Source organism: Brenneria nigrifluens DSM 30175 = ATCC 13028, assembly GCF_005484965.1.
Taxonomy (GTDB): domain Bacteria; phylum Pseudomonadota; class Gammaproteobacteria; order Enterobacterales; family Enterobacteriaceae; genus Brenneria; species Brenneria nigrifluens.
This window is the reverse complement of the sequence record NZ_CP034036.1, coordinates 2680210-2696428: the sequence shown is the minus strand read 5'-3', so window position 1 is coordinate 2696428 and position 16219 is coordinate 2680210. Positions and strand designations below refer to the sequence as shown.

Annotated in this window: 13 protein-coding genes; 8 read left to right on the top strand and 5 right to left on the bottom strand. The window is 57.2% G+C overall.

The window, feature by feature from the left end; all coding sequences use genetic code 11:
• Window positions 1–12 precede the first annotated feature (12 nt).
• The 4 genes from pqiA to rmf all read left to right on the top strand — a co-directional run bounded on the left by pqiA (window position 13) and on the right by rmf (window position 4690).
• Window positions 13–1248, top strand: coding sequence for a membrane integrity-associated transporter subunit PqiA (gene pqiA, locus EH206_RS12705; RefSeq protein WP_040343242.1), 1236 nt, complete (start codon window positions 13–15; stop codon window positions 1246–1248).
• Window positions 1235–2881: an intermembrane transport protein PqiB gene (gene pqiB / locus EH206_RS12700; RefSeq protein WP_009113170.1), complete on the top strand. Its 1647-nt coding sequence runs from the start codon at window positions 1235–1237 to the stop codon at window positions 2879–2881. Before pqiA ends, pqiB begins: the two co-directional genes overlap by 14 nt.
• On the top strand, window positions 2878–3441 hold the full coding sequence (gene pqiC, locus EH206_RS12695; RefSeq protein ID WP_009113169.1) for a membrane integrity-associated transporter subunit PqiC: 564 nt from the start codon (window positions 2878–2880) through the stop codon (window positions 3439–3441). The genes pqiB and pqiC overlap by 4 nt, the downstream gene beginning before the upstream one ends.
• A 1081-nt stretch (window positions 3442–4522) precedes the next feature.
• Complete coding sequence (gene rmf / locus EH206_RS12690) at window positions 4523–4690, top strand: ribosome modulation factor (protein ID WP_009113168.1); 168 nt, start codon at window positions 4523–4525, stop codon at window positions 4688–4690.
• A gap of 144 nt (window positions 4691–4834) precedes the next feature.
• Here the strand turns inward: rmf and uxuR are convergent, their stop codons facing one another.
• The 4 genes from uxuR to uxuA form a co-directional block, all read right to left on the bottom strand.
• Window positions 4835–5614: a Uxu operon transcriptional regulator gene (uxuR, locus tag EH206_RS12685; RefSeq protein WP_009113167.1), complete on the bottom strand. Its 780-nt coding sequence runs from the start codon at window positions 5612–5614 to the stop codon at window positions 4835–4837.
• Window positions 5615–5740: 126 nt separating this feature from the next.
• Window positions 5741–7159, bottom strand: coding sequence for a glucuronate isomerase (gene uxaC, locus EH206_RS12680; RefSeq protein ID WP_009113166.1), 1419 nt, complete (start codon window positions 7157–7159; stop codon window positions 5741–5743).
• A complete protein-coding gene (locus tag EH206_RS12675) occupies window positions 7156–8634 on the bottom strand; it encodes a fructuronate reductase (protein WP_009113165.1) in 1479 nt (492 codons plus the stop codon). Before EH206_RS12675 ends, uxaC begins: the two co-directional genes overlap by 4 nt.
• Before the next feature lie 56 nt (window positions 8635–8690).
• Entirely contained in the window at window positions 8691–9872 is a 1182-nt protein-coding gene (uxuA, locus tag EH206_RS12670) for a mannonate dehydratase (protein ID WP_009113164.1), read from the bottom strand.
• Between the two features lie 450 nt (window positions 9873–10322).
• Between uxuA and EH206_RS12665 the strand changes: the two genes are divergently transcribed.
• From EH206_RS12665 to EH206_RS12650, 4 genes are all read left to right on the top strand, one after another.
• The gene (locus tag EH206_RS12665) at window positions 10323–11624 is read left to right on the top strand and encodes an MFS transporter (protein WP_009113163.1); all 1302 of its coding nucleotides are present in this window, start codon (window positions 10323–10325) and stop codon (window positions 11622–11624) included.
• A 14-nt stretch (window positions 11625–11638) separates the two neighbouring features.
• Entirely contained in the window at window positions 11639–14023 is a 2385-nt protein-coding gene (locus EH206_RS12660) for a glycoside hydrolase family 31 protein (RefSeq protein ID WP_009113162.1), read from the top strand.
• Between the two features lie 141 nt (window positions 14024–14164).
• Complete coding sequence (locus EH206_RS12655) at window positions 14165–14902, top strand: phosphatase (protein ID WP_009113161.1); 738 nt, start codon at window positions 14165–14167, stop codon at window positions 14900–14902.
• 31 nt (window positions 14903–14933) lie between these two features.
• Window positions 14934–15503, top strand: a complete 570-nt coding sequence (locus EH206_RS12650) for a TorD/DmsD family molecular chaperone (protein ID WP_009113160.1) — start codon at window positions 14934–14936, stop codon at window positions 15501–15503.
• Between the two features lie 53 nt (window positions 15504–15556).
• Here EH206_RS12650 and EH206_RS12645 read toward each other — a convergent pair whose 3' ends face one another.
• Complete coding sequence (locus EH206_RS12645; protein ID WP_009113159.1) at window positions 15557–16120, bottom strand: lipoprotein; 564 nt, start codon at window positions 16118–16120, stop codon at window positions 15557–15559.
• Window positions 16121–16219: the final 99 nt, after the last annotated feature.

Below are 16219 nucleotides of genomic sequence, written 5' to 3'. Positions count from 1 at the left end.
CATGATGACTACATGCTTTGCCCGCACTGTGATTTGTTGGTGCGGCTGCCGGCGCTGTCCCATAGGCAAAAAGCGGTTTGTCCCCGCTGTAAGGCTGCATTGACCGGTCATCAGGCGGAGCCCGGTAAACGCCCGCTCGGTTATGCGATCAGCGCATTATTTATGCTGCTGCTGGCAAACCTCTTTCCGTTCGTGAGTATGCGGGTGGCGGGAATCACCAGTGAAATCAACCTGGCGGAAATCGCCAACGTGATGGTGGCGGAAGATTATGCCAGCGTCGCCATGCTGTTTATGCTATTTGTGCAGCTGGTTCCCGCCTTTTGTATGCTAACGGCGCTTCTGCTTTGTCTGCGTGTCGCGTTGCCGTTGCCGTTGAAAAAAGTGATGGCCAAGGTGCTGTTTCAGCTAAAAAGCTGGGGCATGGCGGAAATTTTTCTCGCCGGCGTATTGGTCAGCTTCGTCAAACTGATGGCCTACGGGGACATCGGCATCGGCACCAGCTTTATGCCTTTTGTGCTGTTTTGCGTGTTGCAGTTGCTGGCGTTTCAAAGCCTGGATCGCCGCTGGCTGTGGAATGAGATCGCCCCTCCGCCGGATTTGGAAGCGGCGCCGCAAACGGGCGTCAGCGGGTTGTCGCAGGGATTGCGCTCCTGTACGTGCTGTACGGCGATATTGCCTGCCGGCCGCTTGGTCTGCCCGCGTTGCCACAGCCGCGGGCATGCGCGCAGGAAGCACAGTTTGCAGTGGACGATGGCGCTATTGATAACCTCGATAATGCTTTATATCCCCTCGAATCTGATGCCCATCATGATCACCGAATCCCTGGGCAGCCAAATGGGATCGACCATTATGTCCGGCGTTATCCTGCTGTGGGGAAGCGGTTCATATCCGGTGGCGCTGGTGATTTTTATCGCCAGTATCATGGTGCCGACGCTGAAGATGCTGGCGCTGGGGTGGTTATGCTGGAGCGTGCATGGCAGGGAAAAACGGGATCGCGAACGTTTACATGTGGTGTACGAAATCGTCGAATTCGTCGGACGCTGGTCAATGATCGATGTGTTTGTGATTGCCGTGCTGTCGGCACTGGTGCGGATCGGGCGGCTGATGAGCATTTATCCCGCCATTGGCGCGCTATTGTTTGCTTCCGTGGTGATTCTGACTATGATTGCCGCCATGACCTTTGATCCCCGGTTACTGTGGGATCGCCGTGAAGTTTTTCATAAGGAGTCCTCCGTTGACGAAAGATAATTACGCCGTTGCGGATGTAGAAACGATTAAACGCTGGTCGCCGGTGTGGATTGTTCCCATTGTAACGGTGCTGATCGGGGCGTGGATATTATTTTATCATTTTAGCCATCAGGGGCCGCAAATTACCCTGTTGACCAAAAACGCCGAGGGCATCGAGGCCGGAAAAACCACCATCAAGAGCCGCAGCGTTGACGTCGGCGTGGTGGAAAGCGTGACGCTGAGCGACAATCTTCACCAGGTGGAAATCAAGGCGCGCCTGCACGATGGCATGGATAAGCTGCTGAAGGAGGATTCGGCGTTCTGGGTGGTTAAACCGCAGGTCGGACGCGCGGGGATCTCCGGCTTGGGCACCTTGCTGTCGGGCGTTTATATCGAGATCCAGCCGGGGGCGCACGGCGAGGAGAAAAAGGAATTCACCCTGCTTGATACCCCGCCTTTGGCATCCCCCGACGCCAAAGGCATTCGCATTGCCCTTGATAGCGAGAGGTCCGGCCAGTTAAACGTCGGCGATCCGGTGCTGTTTCGCGGTTACCGCGTCGGTTCGGTCGAAACCAGCGAGTTTGATCCCAAGGCGCGGAAAATTCGCTATCAGCTGTTTATTTCCGCGCCTTACGACAGCCTGGTGACCACCAACGTGCGCTTCTGGAAAGATAGCGGCGTGGCGTTCGATATGTCCGCCCAGGGGATGCGGGTGGAGATGGGATCGTTAGCCACGCTGTTTAGCGGCGGCGTCAGCTTTGATGTGCCGTCCGGCTGGGATCTGGGCGATGCCGCCGCGCCGTTGGCCGAATATAAGCTCTTTGACGACCAGCGCAGCATTCAGGATTCCCTGTACACCGAATATAAGGAGTACCTGATGTTCTTCAATGAATCGGTGCGCGGTTTGCAGGCGGGGGCGCCGGTTGAATTTCGCGGCATTCGGTTGGGAACGGTGGCTCAGGTGCCGTTTTTCACCAAGGATCTGAAACAGGATATTGATAACGATTACCGCATCCCGGTGCTTATTCGCATCGAACCGGACCGTTTCGCCAAGGATCTGGGGGGCGACTTCAACTTTGAAGAGCACCTGTCCCGTTCCCAACCGCTGGGATTGCGGGCGGCGTTAAAAAGCGCCAATCTTCTTACCGGCTCGCTGTTTATCGATATTGATTTCTATCCGCAGGAAAAAACCAACGGTAAGCTGGTGACCATCGACGGCTATCCGGTATTGCCGACCGTTGGCGGCGGCCTGTCGCAAATTCAGCAAAAACTGATGGCGGTGCTGGATAAGATCAACGGGCTGCCGCTCGATCCCATGGTTAATGAGGCCACCCGGACGCTGGCGGAAAGTCAGGCAACGCTGCGGGAAATGCAAAAAACGCTGGCTTCGCTCAACAAGATCACCGCCAGCAAGGCGATGCAGGATCTGCCGCAGGATATGCAGCAAACCCTGCGTGAGCTAAATCGCAGTATGAAGGGCTTCCAGCCCGGTTCTCCGGCGTATAACAAAATGCTGGGCGATATGCAGCGCCTGGATCAGGTACTGCGCGAGCTACAGCCGGTGCTGCGTACCCTGAATGAGAAGAGCAACGCCCTGGTGTTTGAGGCATCGGGCAGCGAAGACCCTCAACCGAAGAAGGCGAAAAAACAATGATGAAAGGATGGACTCTGGCGTTGGCGCTGCTGCTGACCGCCTGCGGCGGCGGCTCGCAAAAGACCTACTATCAGTTACCGGCTACTTCGGAGACGGTGGCGCCGGTTGAGAAGACGCAAAACGGCCGGCAACTGTGGCTGGAACACGTCAGCGTGGCGGACTATCTGGCTAACGCCGGTCTGGTCTACCAGACCAACGACGTGCAGTATGTTATCGCCAGCAATAATCTCTGGGCCAGTCCGCTGGACCAGCAGCTTCAGCAATCGCTGGTGGCGAACCTGGGGCGCAGCATGCCGGGATGGCTGGTGACCACGCAGCCGCAAGGCGGCGAGCAGTCGGTGTTGAATATCTCGGTGACCGCTTTTCACGGCCGCTACGACGGCAACGTGGTGATTGGCGGGGAATGGGTGCTGAACCATCACGGCCAGGTGCGTAAACAGCCGTTTAATGTGGTGCTGCCGCAGTCCGAAGATGGCTATGATGCGCTGGTCAGGACGTTGGCGCAGGGATGGCGGGAGGTTGCTCAATCCATCGCCCGGCAGGCCGCTGCCGCTGACTGACATCCGTCATCGACGTGCCTCTGGAGGGGATATGCGCCGCGGCATATCGCTTTCAGAGGCTTTATTTTTGTGGCGCGCCATCCCTGGCCGCCACCCTTACGGGCCGTCGCCGGGGGCGACGTCAAAAAACGCTCCCGGCTTGAGGAATCCCCACAAATCTGGGGGAAAAGGAATTTCTGTAAGCGCAGTGAGGGTTTCGTGCGCACTAACCTCAGTCGATTTCTGCGACCGTCGCAGCACGCGCCCGACACGGAGGGCTCAAGCGCCAGCCCCCCGTGACCCCGGGCTTTTCGCGGAAATCGCGTCGCTACGCGATGCCTTCGGCGTTCATGACCGCTGGTCGGGCCGCCATTGACGCGCTCCCGGCGCGGCACTGGCTTTCGCGGCGGTCCCTGCCGCTCACCCGGCGGTCACGCCCACCTCAGCGAGATTTTTTACGCGAAGAAAACCATTAAAAAACAATAGCCTGCTATTGAATAAGATTTATCAAATAATACTTAATTATTTTGTGGGAATAACTTGTTTATATCTTTATAAGTAACTTATTGATATTAAATATAAATTCAGTATTTAAACCGTTCACCCTATGGCGTAAGAAATTACGCTGAGGTGGGTGACCCCGCGAATGCTCCGCAGGACGTGGCGCAAGCCAGTGCCGTGTCGGGAACACGTCACTGGCGGTTCGGAAAAGGGGGCGGCCGCCGAAGGTACCGCGTTAGCGGCGTGATTTCAGCCACAAGCCCGGGTCCGTAGGGTGGTGGCGTTTGAACCACCCTGCGTCGGGCGCGTGCTACAACGTAGCAGATAAATGGTGGCTTTATCGCGCACGAAATATTCTCCGATGTGACATATTCAATTATGGAGATCCCTCAGACTCCCGGCGTTGTTTTGCCTCTCTCAGGCGTTCCGCTGCACCTTTCTTTTCCGTTACGGAAAACTCCCATTCTGGCTCACAAATGTGACATTGGCGTGAATTTTGCGCCTTGACCTTTGGCGGCATAATGGCTATTCATAGTCTGTGGTTGCTTATAAAGTAATCACTGTTTTCTTTCCACCAGATTAATAATGAGGGAAATAAGGCATGAAGAGACAGAAACGCGATCGCCTTGAAAGGGCTCATTCACGTGGTTATCAAGCGGGTATTTCCGGCAGACCGAGGGAGCTTTGTCCGTATCAATCGATAAACGCCCGGTCCTACTGGTTGGGAGGCTGGCGACAGGCCATGGAGGACAAGGCGGTTACCGCTTAACGTGCCTTGTCATTAATGAGGGAGCAGCCTCCGCATATCGCGGGGGCTTTTTATATGGCGAGCGATCCGCCTCGTCGTCCCAAGCCCGGCGAGCAGGAGGCCGGCGGAAAGACGGGGTGGTCAGGCGGGCCGCTTCCGGATCGCTTAACGCATTTCGTGGCTATTGGCGACATCCAGCGGCCAGGATTCAAACAGGTAGCCATCGAAGTCGATATCATCGACATCGGAAAACTCCAGCAGTCGCTGCTTCACATTCTCCAGATGCTGCCACATGGCGAACTTCGCCGCCCGCGCGTCTTTTTTGATCAGCGTGGCGAGGATTTTTTTATGATCCTCCAACCACTGTTTACGATAGTGGGTATTCACCAGATGACGGTGCAGCTGGCCCCACATCACGTTATCTTCGCGCCACTGCCATGACTGTTTAAACAACTCGACCAGCATGCTGTTATGCGTCGCTTCGGCGATTGCCAGATGGAAATTACGGTCGCCGTTTTCGGTTTCATTTACCGCGCCGGAAGCCAGCTCTTTCTCTTCCAGCTCCAGCGCCTGACGCATTTTGATAATATCTTCGCGCGTCGCCTGCAGCGCGGCGAACTCGGCGATATTACTCTCCAGCAACTGGCGCGCCTGCAACATTTCAAACGGTCCGGCATCATTGCAGCTGGTTGGCGCGGCCGTTGGCTGCGCCGGGCTGTCGCTAATCACAAAGATCCCCGCGCCGCGCCGCACTTCGATCAAACCTTCCAGTTCCAGCATAATCAGGGCTTCACGCACCAGCGTTCGGGTGACATCCAGCAGCGCGGCGATTTCACGTTCCGGGGGCAGCCGTTCGCCCACGGCATACTGCTTTTGCGTAATCATTGTACGGAGCATTTCCCCCACTTCCTGGTAAGGGCGCTGCGGTGAGCCAGGTGTTTTCATCGTGTTCTTTATCTGCTGGTTAATGGATGAACGAGTTCGGTTATTTTCGCCAGACTATATCATACCGGACGCGACGGGACTCTGCCCCGGCCGCCGCATTTTACCCATTGGGCGGCCAGGGCGCGCTTATGCCGCCGGTAAGGCAAAATAGCGTTCCGCATTGCGGTAGCAAATATCCTGCACCATCTGGCCCAGCCACTGCCGATCGTCCGGCGCGATGCCGTCCTGCACCCACTGTCCCAGCAGGTTGCACAGAATACGGCGGAAATATTCGTGGCGGGTATACGACAGGAAGCTGCGCGAGTCGGTCAGCATGCCGACAAACTGGCTTAACAGGCCGATCTGCGACAGCTGTTCCAACTGGCGCAGCATGCCGTCGCGCTGGTCGTTAAACCACCAGCCGGAACCAAACTGGATTTTGCCGGCGATCCCTGCGCCCTGGAAGTTGCCAGCCATCGTCGCCAGCACTTCATTATCGCGCGGATTGAGACAGTAGAGGATGGTTTTCGGCAATTGATCGCTGCTGTCCATACTGTCGAGCAGGCGCGCCAGCGGCCAGGCGATATTGTTATCGCCAATTGAATCAAAACCGCTGTCCGGTCCCAGCAGACGGAACATGCGCGTGCTGTTATTGCGAATCGCGCCGATATGCAACTGCATCACCCAGCCGCGCCGGGCATATTCTGTCCCCAGCCACACCAGCACCGCGGTGCTGAACTGGGAGATTTCCAGTTCGTTCAGCGCTTCACTACGGCGGCGTTTCGCCAGAATGGCATCCAGCACCCGATCGTCCGGCACTGGCGCATAGCGCAGAGTCTCGATACCGTGATCCGAAGCGCGGCAGCCATGAGCGGAAAAGTGATCGAGACGCCGCAGCAGGGCGCGGCGCAGGGCGTCAAAACTGTCAATCGCCACATCCGCCGCCGCTTCGAGTCTGCTGAGGTAGCCGGCAAAGCCGTCCAGCTCAATTTTGAACACGTTGTCGGGGCGCCAGCTTGGCGCGACATCAATATCAATGCCGTTGTCGTCGGCGATCTGGCGATGATACTGCAGCGAATCGATAGGATCGTCGGTAGTGCCGACCATACGCACCTTCATCTGGCGCATAATGCCGCGCGCGGAGAATTCCGGCGTCGCCAGCAGTTGCGCACAGCGATCCCAGATGGCTTTGGCGCTCTGCGGACCAAACAGCGTGCCGCTGATGCCAAACGGACGGCGCAGTTCAAGATGCGTCCAGTGGTACAGCGGGTTACCCAGCGTTTTCGGCACCGTTGCCGCCCAGGCGAGGTATTTGTCGTAATCGCTGGTGGCGTTGCCGGTAATCAGCGACTCGTCGACGCCAGCGGCGCGCAACGCCCGCCATTTGTAGTGATCGCCTTCCAGCCAGATCTGTCCCAGGTTGGCAAAGCGCCGATCTTCGGCGATTTCCTGTGGATTCAGGTGGCAATGAAAGTCATAAATCGGCATTTCTGCGGCGAAATCATGGTACAGATGACGCGCGGTAGCGCTCTGCAGCAGAAAATCTTCATCCATAAATGGGATCATAAGGACGCTCTCAGTGATTCGACGGCCGCGCGCGCGCCGGCCTGGCACAACTGTTGATAAGCCTGCCGCAGGGTGGCGACGAAGGCCGTATTGGCCGGTAAGTCAGCGCCGAAAATGGCGCTGATGGCGAGCAGCGCGCTAACGCGTTCGTCACCCGCCGGATAGCGCTGGTTAATGGCGTACAACTGGGCGGATAATGGGTCAACCACCTCAATCGCCTTGTCCTGCTCATCTACGCCCAGCACATAGCGCATCCAGCCCGCGACGCCCAGCGCCAGATGACGCCAGTCGGTGCCGTCCGCCAGATGGCGACGGATCGGGTCCAGCATACGCTGCGGCAGTTTCTGGCTGCCGTCCGTGGCGATTTGCCAGGTGCGGTGATGCAACGCCGGGTTGCTAAAACGTTCAATCAACAGATTGGCGTAAGCCTCAAGATCGGTGTCTGGCGGCATTATAAGGGTTGGCGCCTGTTCCGCCGTCATCAGCGTAAATGCCGCCCGGCGGTACGCCGGATTGCTCATGGTTTCAGCGATGGTCTGATAGCCGCCGAGATAACCGAGATAGGCGAGAAATGAGTGGCCGCCATTCAGCATTCGTAATTTCATCAGCTCGAACGGCGCGACATCCTCAACAAACTGCGCGCCGACCAAATCCCAGTCCGGACGACCATTAACGAAATTATCTTCAATCACCCACTGGCGAAACGGCTCGCAGGCGATGGCGCAGGGATCGTACGCGCCGAGCAGCGCGGCGATCTCCTGCAGACTCTCTTCCGTGGCTGCGGGCACAATGCGGTCCACCATAGTGCAGGGGAAGGTCACCTGGCTGGCGATCCACTGCGCCAGCGCGGCGTCACGCTGAAGGGCGAGTCCCAGCACCGCGGCGCGCGCCACATGGCCGTTGTCGCGCAGGTTGTCGCAGGACAGCACCGTAAACGGCGGCAGCCGCCGTTCGCGCCGCAGTCGCAGCGCCTCGACAAGGTAGCCGATAGCGGATTTCGGCGCGCCAGGGTGGGTAAGATCGTGCTGAATCAGCGGGTTATTTAGATCTAGTTCCCCGCTGGCCGCATCGGTGCAGTAGCCTTTTTCCGTCACGGTGAGGGAGACAATCGCCGTCTGCTCGCGCGTCAGCGCCTGCAGAATGCCGTCGCAGCCATCCAGCGCCGGATGCAACGCGTCGGTTATCGCACCGATAATTTTCAGTTCGGTTTTCTCTGCGCCTTTCTCCGCCACGGTATACAGCAGCTGTTGCCGGCGCAGCTTTTCCATCAGCAACTTGCTGCTGGCCGATATCAGGTTGACTTCGCAGATGCCCCAGTCGCTGTCGCTGATTTCCAGCAGATGATGGGTGTACAACGCCTGATGGGCGCGATGAAACGCGCTGCAACCGAGTTGGACAATACGCGGTTGCAGCCGCGCGCGGTCCCACTGCGGACGGGCCACCGTCAACGGCGCGGTGGCAATAGTGTTTGCCATATCGGACTCCTGTCGTAGGAAAGGCGGACGGTATGCATCCGTCCCGTCAGCCGCTGCTAGTGAAAAAACGCGCGGTGAATCGCCAGCTCGACGCCGCGGATTTCCGCCAGACCTTTCAGGCGGCCAATCGCCGAATAGCCCGGATTGGTTTTCTTTTTCAGGTCATCCAGCATCTGATGGCCGTGGTCCGGACGCATCGGGATCGGTTCTTCCTGTCCGGCCGCTTTGCGGCGATGCTCCTCGGCGGCGATAGCCTTGATCACTTCATACATATCGACATCGCCCGCCAGATGGGCGGCTTCATGGAAGCTGTTGGGGTTCTCTTCGCGCAGTGTGGAGCGCAGATGGACGAAGTAAATCCGTGGGCCGAACTGTTTGATCATAGCGACCAGGTCGTTATCGGCACGCACGCCGTAGGAGCCGGTGCACATGGTGAAACCGTTGGCGGTGCTGCCGGCGGTTTCCATCATCCACTGCAGATCTTCGGCGGTGGAGACGATACGCGGCAGGCCGAGAATCGGGCGCGGCGGATCGTCAGGATGCACCGCCATACGCAGGCCGACCTCTTGCGCCACCGGGATAATGCCGCGCAGGAAGCGGGCGAAGTTTTCACGCAGCTCGGCTTTGCCAATCCCTTCGTAACGCGCCAGTTGGGCCCGGAACTGATCCAGCGTATAGCCTTCTTCCGCACCGGGCAGGCCAGCGATAATATTGCGCGTCAGACGCGTTTTGCTCTCTTCACTCATGCTGGCGAAACGCCGGCCGGCTTGTGCAATCTCCTCGCGGCTGTAATCGTTTTCCGCGCCGGGACGCTGCAGAATATGCAGCTCAAATACCGCAAGTTCAATCTGGTCGAAGCGCAGCGCTTTGGCGCCATTCGGCAATTGGTACTCCAGGTCGGTACGCGTCCAGTCGAGGATCGGCATAAAGTTGTAGCACACGGTGGTGATGCCGCACTGCGCCAGGTTGCGCAGCGACTGCTGGTAGTTGCTAATCCATTTCTCACACTGGCCGCCGCCGGTTTTAATCTCTTCGTGAATCGGCACGCTTTCCACTACCGACCAGACTAAGCCTGCGGCTTCAACCGTCGCTTTGCGCTTCATGATCTCTTCTATCGTCCAGACTTCGCCGTTCGGGATATGGTGCAGGGCGGTGACAATACCGGTAGCGCCGGCCTGCCGGGCATCGGCGAGGGAGACGGGATCATTGGGGCCATACCAGCGCCAGGTCTGCTTCATGTTGTTACCTCATCAGGAATATCGCACCGGGTACGGCCGCGCCATATCCGGTGACTAATTGGATATTGGTTGACCAGTTGAGGTGTGGACAGCCAACTCCGCGCGTTTTTGTTTTTCTTCAGCGTTAAACTTCAGCTAATCAAGCGTTGATGTCAACCTAATTGGCTAATTTGGTTAACCAGATCACAAATACAACATCATGCAGGCGACCAAAATTAGCAACTATGTTTCACTCCAGCCGGATGGTCGGAGAAGAATCGCGGCAAATATTCCTGCCGGCACGCCTCTCTGAGTTGTTGCTGTTCAGTGCAACAAGTTGATTCAGGTAACACGACACGACAATTCCTGCGTCTGACACCGGTTGTACCCCTGCATTCCAACGGTGATTGGGCATCCGCGATGGAGCAGGTGTTGTTCCGCTAACGATGTCAATAATAAGTGGAGAATCAGATGAACCGCAGTTTGAACCCGGGGATAAGTGCCGCCGGCAGTAAACGTACCTGGCGTAATTTGCGCTGGTGGGTGCTGGTACTGTTTTTATCGGGTGTTACGGTAAACTACATCACCCGTAACTCATTAGGCATTCTGGCGCCAGAGTTGAAGACCAGCCTCGGCATTACCACCGAACAATATTCATGGATCGTTGGTGCGTTTCAGTTGGCCTATACCTTCTTCCAGCCGATTTGCGGCTGGCTGATCGACGTGATTGGCCTGAAGCTCGGCTTCCTGATTTGCGCCACGATCTGGGCGTTAGCCTGTCTGTTCCATGCCGGAGCCGCCAGCTGGCTGCATCTGGCGATCCTGCGCTTTGTGATGGGCAGCGCCGAAGCGGCGGCTACCCCGGCCAATGCCAAAATGCTCGGCGAATGGTTCCCGAAAAAGGAGCGTCCGATAGCCGCTGGCTGGGCGGGCGTTGGTTTTTCCATTGGCGCGATGCTGGCGCCGCCGATCATCTATTTTGCCCACGCCTCATTTGGCTGGCAGGGCGCGTTTCTGTTTACCGGCTTTCTGGCGCTGGCATGGGTAGTGCTGTGGTGGCTGTTTTATCACGATCCGGAAAAGCACCCGAACCTAAGCGCCAGCGAGCTGGAGTTTATCAATCAGGACAACGAACCGCCTGCGGTGAAACTGGGTTTCTTTAAGGCGCTGAAAACGGTATCGAAAAATAAACGTTTCTACGGTATCGCCATTCCGGCGTTTATGGCGGAACCGGCATGGGGCGTACTGAGTTTCTGGGTGCCGCTCTATCTGGCCAAAGAGATGGGCATGGATTTAAAACAGATCGCCATGTTCGCCTGGCTGCCGTTCCTCGCGGCGGATTTAGGCAGTGCGGCGAGTGGTTATCTGACGCGCATCTATACCCGTCTGTTTGGCTTCAGCCGGGTGAACTCGGTGGTCGCCAGTTCGGTGACGGGGGCATTCCTGATGCTGTCGCTGGCGCTGGTCGCCATCACCAAAAACCCCTATGTCGCCATTGGCTTAATTTCCATCGGTGGTTTTGGTCACCAGATTATCTCCTGCATGCTGAGCGCGCTGGTGGTGGAGAAGTTTGATAAGGGCCAGATGGCGACGGTGAACGGGATGCGCGGCTCTTTCGCCTGGATCTCCAGCTTCATGTTCTCGCTGATTATTGGCGTCACCGCCGACAAAATTGGCTTTAATCCGCTGTTTGTCGCCATGGGCTTCTTTGACCTGATTGGCGCGCTATTCCTGATCGCTTTTATTGCTGAACGTCGCGCGAAACGCGCCTGAAAGAGAAGGTAACGATGAAAACCTTAAAACACTGGTCCTTAGCTGGCTCGGACAATCATCATGTGGCATTAACGGTTGATGGTAAACATACGCTGTGCCTGTACGTCCTAGAGCAGACGCTGTTCCGTGTCGCCATCAAACGGCACGGAGAGTTTACCCTCGACAGAACCTGGAGTATCGCGCCGGAAAGCGACGTGCCGTGGGAAGGGCGTCAGCGCGACAGTCTGGCGGGTTTCGCTTTGCCTGATTTTACCGTTGAACAGCAGGGCGATACGTTGGTGGTCGCCACGCAACAGCTGCGAGCTATCGTGCATCAGCCATTGTGGCTGGAGTGGCAATATCGCGACAGCGCGGGCGAGTGGCAACAGCTGACCAGCGACCGTCCCACCAGCGCTTACCTGATTAATGCGCACGGTGATGGCGTCGCCCATTACCAGCGCCGGATGAGTGACGATCGCTATTATGGTCTGGGCGAGAAAGCGGGCGACCTGTCGCGCAACGGCAAGCGCTATGAGATGCGCAATCTTGACGCCATGGGCTATAACGCCGCGTTAACCGATCCGCTGTATAAACATATCCCGTTCACCATTACCCGCCGCAGCAGGGTAAGTTTCGGACTCTACTACGATAACCTGAGCAGCAGCTGGTTCGATCTGGGCAATGAACTGGATAATTACCATCAGCCGTACCGCCGCTGGCAGGCCGAAAGCGGCGATATCGACTACTACATCTTTACCGGCGCGCGCGTGCTGGATGTCACCAAAGCATTTGTGCGGCTGACCGGCAAAACGTTGTTTGGTCCGAAATGGAGCCTCGGCTACAGTGGTTCCACCATGCATTACACCGATGCGCCGGATGCGCAGAATCAACTGATGAACTTTATCCGTCTCTGCCGGCAGCATGAGATCCCGTGCGATTCGTTCCAGCTTTCTTCCGGCTATACCTCGATTAACAATAAGCGCTATGTGTTTAACTGGAACTACGACAAAGTGCCGCGACCCGAAGCGATGAGCCAGGCGTTCCACGATGCCGGGCTGCGCCTTGCCGCCAACATCAAGCCTTGCCTGCTGCAGGATCATCCGCGCTATGAAGAGGTGGCGGCGCAAGGGCTGTTTATCCGCGATTCGGAAAACGATACGCCGGAGCGATCCATTTTCTGGGATGATGAAGGTTCGCACCTCGATTTTACTCATCCGCAGGCGGTGGCCTGGTGGCAGGAGAATGTCACCCGCCAACTGCTGGAGAAGGGGATCGATTCCACCTGGAATGATAACAACGAGTATGAAGTGTGGGACGGCGAAGCGCGCTGCCACGGCTTCGGCAAAAGCATTGCGATTAAACATATTCGTCCGGTGATGCCGTTGCTGATGATGCGCGCATCGATGGAAGCACAGCAGCGCTTCGCACCGGAAAAGCGGCCTTATCTGATCTCCCGTTCCGGTTGCGCCGGGATGCAGCGTTATGTGCAAACGTGGAGCGGCGATAACCGCACCAACTGGACCTCGCTGCGCTACAACATCCGTATGGGACTGGGGATGAGCCTGTCGGGCCTGTACAATGTCGGCCATGATGTCGGCGGTTTCTCCGGCGATAAACCCGACGCGGAACTGTTTGTTCGCTGGGTACAGAATGGCGTGATGCATCCGCGTTTTACCATCCATTCATGGAATGACGATCATACCGTTAATGAACCCTGGATGTATCCGTCCGTTACCCCGGCGATCCGCGCCGCCATTGAGCTGCGTTATCGCCTACTGCCGTATCTTTACACGCTGCTGTGGCAGGCGCACGCCGATGATGAGCCGATGCTGCGTCCGACCTTCCTCGACCATGAACATGATGCGCAGACCTTGGTCGAATGTGATGAGTTTCTGCTTGGGCGCGATCTGCTGGTGGCCTGCGTGGTGGAACCAGGGCAACGCGAGCGTCGTCTGTGGCTGCCGGATAATCAGCATGGCTGGTATGACTTTTCGACCCATCAGTGGTACGGCGGCGGCCAGTGGATCACGCTGGACGCGCCACTGGAAAAACTGCCGCTGCTGGTACGTGCCGGCGCCGGGCTGCCATTAAGCCAGCGTCTGCGCCATGTTGATGCGCAGGCCGATGATCGGCGCGAATTACAGCTGTTCCCACCGTTGGGCGGAGGGATGACGAGTGGCGTGCTGTTTGAAGATGACGGCGAATCCTGGGGCTATCAGCAGGGAGACGCGCTGTGGCTGAACTGGCAGATGGAGAGCGATACGGATGCCATTCGCGTCGGTTTTAACGCCGAAGGCAACTATCAGCCGGCATGGCGTAAGCTGAAAATATCCCTGCCGGCAGGTGAACGGCGTCGGCTATTTGTTGATGGCGTGGAGGTGAACGCGGGTCAGGCGGAGTATGTGTTAGCCCGTGCGTAACGTGGCAGGGAGGGATTGACTCGCGCCCTTCATGGCGCTCGGTTTGATTTTTGTTAAATTAAAGTTACTTGATGGTGGGGCGGCTGCTCGAAAAGCGTAAAAATGTTATACTGCGCGCTAAACGCTGACTGAGGAGAAATCATGTATCCCGTCGATTTACATATGCATACCGTTGCCAGCACTCACGCCTATAGTACATTGCATGACTATATCGCCGAGGCGAAGCAAAAGCAGATCCGTCTGTTCGCCATTACCGATCACGGCCCCGATATGGCTGATGCGCCGCACTACTGGCACTTTATGAACATGCGTGTCTGGCCGCGGCTGGTAGATGGCGTGGGCATTTTGCGCGGAATCGAGGCCAATATCAAAAACGTGGCGGGGGAGATTGATTGCACCGGACCGATGCTGGAGCAGGTGGATTTAATCATCGCCGGTTTTCATGAACCGGTATTCCCGCCTCAGGATAAAGAGACTCATACCGCCGCGATGATCGCCACGATGGCCAACGGCGATGCGCATATTATCAGCCATCCCGGCAACCCTAAATTTCCCGTCGATATTCGCGCCATCGCCGAAGCCGCCGCCAAATATAATGTGGCTCTGGAGCTGAATAACTCCTCATTTGTGCACTCGCGCAAAGGCAGCGAACCCAACTGCCGGGCCATTGCCGCCGCGGTGCGTGATGCCGGCGGCTGGTTGTCTTTAGGTTCCGACTCCCATATCGCATTCTCCCTGGGCGATTTCACCCACTGCGCGCGTATTTTGCAGGAAGTGGATTTCCCGCCGGAGCGGGTGTTAAACGTTAGTCCCCGGCGGGTGTTGGACTTCCTTGAACAGCGGGGAAGTCCGGCCATCGCCGAGTTTGCCGATTTGTGACAATGTCACGTAACAATTGACGGGTTTCTGCATGAATGAGTTTTCGATTGTCTGCCGCATTCTGGGCACCTTGTTTTATCGCCAGCCTGAGGATCCGCTGGTGGCGCCGCTGTTTACGCTGATCAAAGAGGGCAAGCTCCAGCAGCATTGGCCGCTGGAGCAGGATGCGCTGCTGGCGCGTTTGCAAAAAGGGTATGACCTTGCCGCCATGGCGGCGGATTACCAGGCTCTGTTTGTCGGCGCGGATTGCGCGGTATCCCCCTGGCGTTCGGCGTATGAAACGGCGTCAGACGCGGCGCAGGTGCGGACCTTTTTGCAACAGCGCGGTATGCCGCTGAACGACGGGGCCGTCGACCACTTCGGCGGGCTGCTGCTGGCGGCGTCATGGCTGGAAGATCAGGCGCAGGAGGATGAGACCGCCGCCCAGATCGCCCTGTTCGACGAGTATCTGCTGCCGTGGAGCAGCCGCTTTTTAGGGAAAGTGGAAAGCCATGCCGCCACGGCGTTTTACCGCACCCTGGCGGTGATTTGCCGTGAAGCGCTTGAAGCCATGCGTGATGAACTGGCAGAAGCCGACGAAGCGTCGGATAACGGCGGGTAGATAGTTGCGGCGCAGGGAACAGGTAACGGCGCTGCCGTCACCTGAAGCGCGCGTCAGTCGGTAAACAGAATGACGATTTGCCCCGGTTTAATTTCGATGCCTTTGGCCATTTTCTTCGCCAACGCCTCGGTGGTGCTGTTATCCGCATTCAGAACATAGGCCGGTTTCTGTTCGAAATAGCTTTTCAGCGACTGGTTCAGGTAGGGACTCAGGGTCTTGATGATGGTCTGCATCTTTTCGGGCTGCACGCTGTAATCCACCAGCTCCATCTCTTTGAGGTAGATAGCCCCCTGGGCTTTATCAAACACCGGCTGCGCCTTCAGCGTCAGCTTCATGTCGGCGGTCTGGTTGCCCAGCAGGGAGGCGATATCCACCCTGGCATTGCCGGAGAGGGTGATTTTTCCCGGTTCGGCTCTGCCGATTTGGCTGGCCAGATCGGTTAACACAATATTGGCGTCCACCACGCCCGGCATGCCCAACTGCTTCCGGTAGTCGTTATGCTTTTGCAGATATTGGTTGATTTCCTGCTCATTGAGCGTGTACTGCGTCAGTTTGTTGCAGCCGCCCAGGGTAAATGCCAGCAGCAATGCCGCGGCCGCCAATCCCAACTTCTTCATTCTTCCAACCTCAATTTATTTCTCGGTGTGAAATCTCGCCACTGCAGTGTGTACCGGCAGGGATGGGTTCACCAATCGGATAGCCCTGAAAGTGAATAA

Excerpts from the sequence above, each read along its gene's own strand:
- EH206_RS12665 (WP_009113163.1), top strand. The coding sequence starts at position 10,323 with ATGAACCGCAGTTTGAACCCGGGGATAAGTGCCGCCGGCAGTAAACGT.
- EH206_RS12645 (WP_009113159.1), bottom strand. The coding sequence starts at position 16,120 with ATGAAGAAGTTGGGATTGGCGGCCGCGGCATTGCTGCTGGCATTTACC.
- EH206_RS12655 (WP_009113161.1), top strand. The coding sequence starts at position 14,165 with ATGTATCCCGTCGATTTACATATGCATACCGTTGCCAGCACTCACGCC.
- uxaC (WP_009113166.1), bottom strand. The coding sequence starts at position 7,159 with ATGATCCCATTTATGGATGAAGATTTTCTGCTGCAGAGCGCTACCGCG.
- EH206_RS12660 (WP_009113162.1), top strand. The coding sequence starts at position 11,639 with ATGAAAACCTTAAAACACTGGTCCTTAGCTGGCTCGGACAATCATCAT.
- uxuR (WP_009113167.1), bottom strand. The coding sequence starts at position 5,614 with ATGAAAACACCTGGCTCACCGCAGCGCCCTTACCAGGAAGTGGGGGAA.
- EH206_RS12675 (WP_009113165.1), bottom strand. The coding sequence starts at position 8,634 with ATGGCAAACACTATTGCCACCGCGCCGTTGACGGTGGCCCGTCCGCAG.
- pqiC (WP_009113169.1), top strand. The coding sequence starts at position 2,878 with ATGATGAAAGGATGGACTCTGGCGTTGGCGCTGCTGCTGACCGCCTGC.
- EH206_RS12650 (WP_009113160.1), top strand. The coding sequence starts at position 14,934 with ATGAATGAGTTTTCGATTGTCTGCCGCATTCTGGGCACCTTGTTTTAT.
- pqiA (WP_040343242.1), top strand. The coding sequence starts at position 13 with ATGCTTTGCCCGCACTGTGATTTGTTGGTGCGGCTGCCGGCGCTGTCC.
- rmf (WP_009113168.1), top strand. The coding sequence starts at position 4,523 with ATGAAGAGACAGAAACGCGATCGCCTTGAAAGGGCTCATTCACGTGGT.
- uxuA (WP_009113164.1), bottom strand. The coding sequence starts at position 9,872 with ATGAAGCAGACCTGGCGCTGGTATGGCCCCAATGATCCCGTCTCCCTC.